A 1,785-nucleotide genomic window follows, 5' to 3' on the forward strand; every position below is an offset into this window, starting at 1 on the left:
TATGTAGAACTAGATTCTATGCCATTAACTTCAAACGGGAAAGTAGACAGAAAGGCATTGCCAAGTGTGACAGGTGAGGATGTAATTAAAAAAGAATATGTAGCTCCAAGAAATGCAGCGGAGAAAAAAATGCTGGAGATATGGAAAGAGGTTTTAGGGATTGAAAAAGTAGGAATAACCGATAATTTCTTTGAGCTTGGAGGACATAGTTTGGTAGTGGTACAATTAATCAATCAAACCCAAAAGCAATTAAATCAAACAATAAGTTTTAAAGAATTCTTTTCAAATCCAACCATAGCGTTTTTATCAGATAAGCTAAAAGAGAATAACTATATAGCAATTCCTAAAGCACAAGAAGCAACTTCTTATCCATTAACAGCCTCACAAAATAGGTTGTGGATAGTGAGTCAATTAGAAGGCGGTTCATTAGCTTATAATATGCCTGCAGCAGTTCAGTTAACAGGAGATATAGATATTGCTAAATTTGAAGCCTCATTCATTAGATTAATAGATCGTCATGAAATATTGCGAACAAGCTTTAAAACCGATTTAGAAGGGGAAGTTCGTCAATTTATCATACCAATTGAAGGTGTAAGCTTTAGAATGACACAAAAAAGTTTCTCAAAACAAAAGAATCAAGATCAGTTAGTTTCAAATTATCTGGAAGAGATCAATAAAGAAGTCTTTGATTTAAAGCAAGGGCCTTTGGTAAGAACCTCTTTGATAGAATTAAAAAAGAATAATTTTATATTTTTCTTATCCATGCACCATATTATAGGGGATGGTTGGTCTATGGAGTTATTGATTTCAGAGGTAGTAAGGATCTACAATTCTTTGTTAGAAGGAAAAGAAGCCGATTTGCCAGAATTGAATATTCAATATAAAGATTATGCTGTTTGGATAAATGAATCATTGCAACAAGAAAAACACCAAAAAGCAGAAGATTTCTGGATGGAGCAATTTTCGGGAGATCTCCCTGTTTTAAATCTCCCAAGTTTTAAAACACGTCCATCGATTAAGACTTATAATGGAGCAAGTTTTACGCATGAATTTCCTAAGACATTTTTAGATAAACTAAAAGGCTTTTCAGAAAAGTATCAATCGACTTTGTTTATGACCCTTATGACAGGAGTCAAAGTACTTTTACATAAATACAGTGGTCAAGATGACATCATATTAGGTACTCCTATAGCTGGGCGAGAGCATTCTGATTTAGAGAATCAGATAGGATTGTATTTGAATACTTTAGCTATAAGAACTCAGTTTAAAGAAAATGCAACCTTTTTAGATTTATTAAAACAAGAAAAGACAACGTTATTAGGTGCTTATGCACATCAGGCATATCCATTTGATGAGTTAGTAGGCAAGCTTAATTTAAAACGAGATATGAGTCGTTCCGCTTTGTTTGATGTATTGGTAACATTACAAAGTCAAGGCCAAGTAAGAGGGATAAGAATTGAAGAATCTTTATCGGGTCTACAAGTTGATCAGTATAATTTTACAGATAATACTTCTCAATTTGATATCATTTTTAATTTTTTAGAGCAAGAAGGATTGGGGTTATCAATTCAATACAATACAGATATTTATAATATTGAATTAATTGAGCGAATGTTTATTCATTTTGAGAATCTATTAGACCAATCCCTTGGACATCCTGAAACACTTATCCAAGAAATCGATTATTTAACCCAGGAAGAGAAGCAACACCTTTTGGTAGACTTTAATGACACAAGAGTAGCTTATCCTGGAGATAAAACGATTATTGATTTATTTGAAGAGCAA

1 protein-coding gene is annotated in these 1,785 nt (G+C 32.7%); it reads left to right on the forward strand.

Features of this window, described 5'->3' with window-relative positions; all coding sequences use genetic code 11:
* Window positions 1-18: 18 nt before the first annotated feature.
* Window positions 19-1,785: condensation domain-containing protein (locus ACNQGX_RS18275; protein WP_417978733.1), on the forward strand; the 1,767-nt coding region annotated here is incomplete at its 3' end.

Source organism: Flavobacterium glycogeni, assembly GCF_048286775.1.
In the GTDB taxonomy this organism is placed as follows: Bacteria; Bacteroidota; Bacteroidia; order Flavobacteriales; family Flavobacteriaceae; genus Flavobacterium.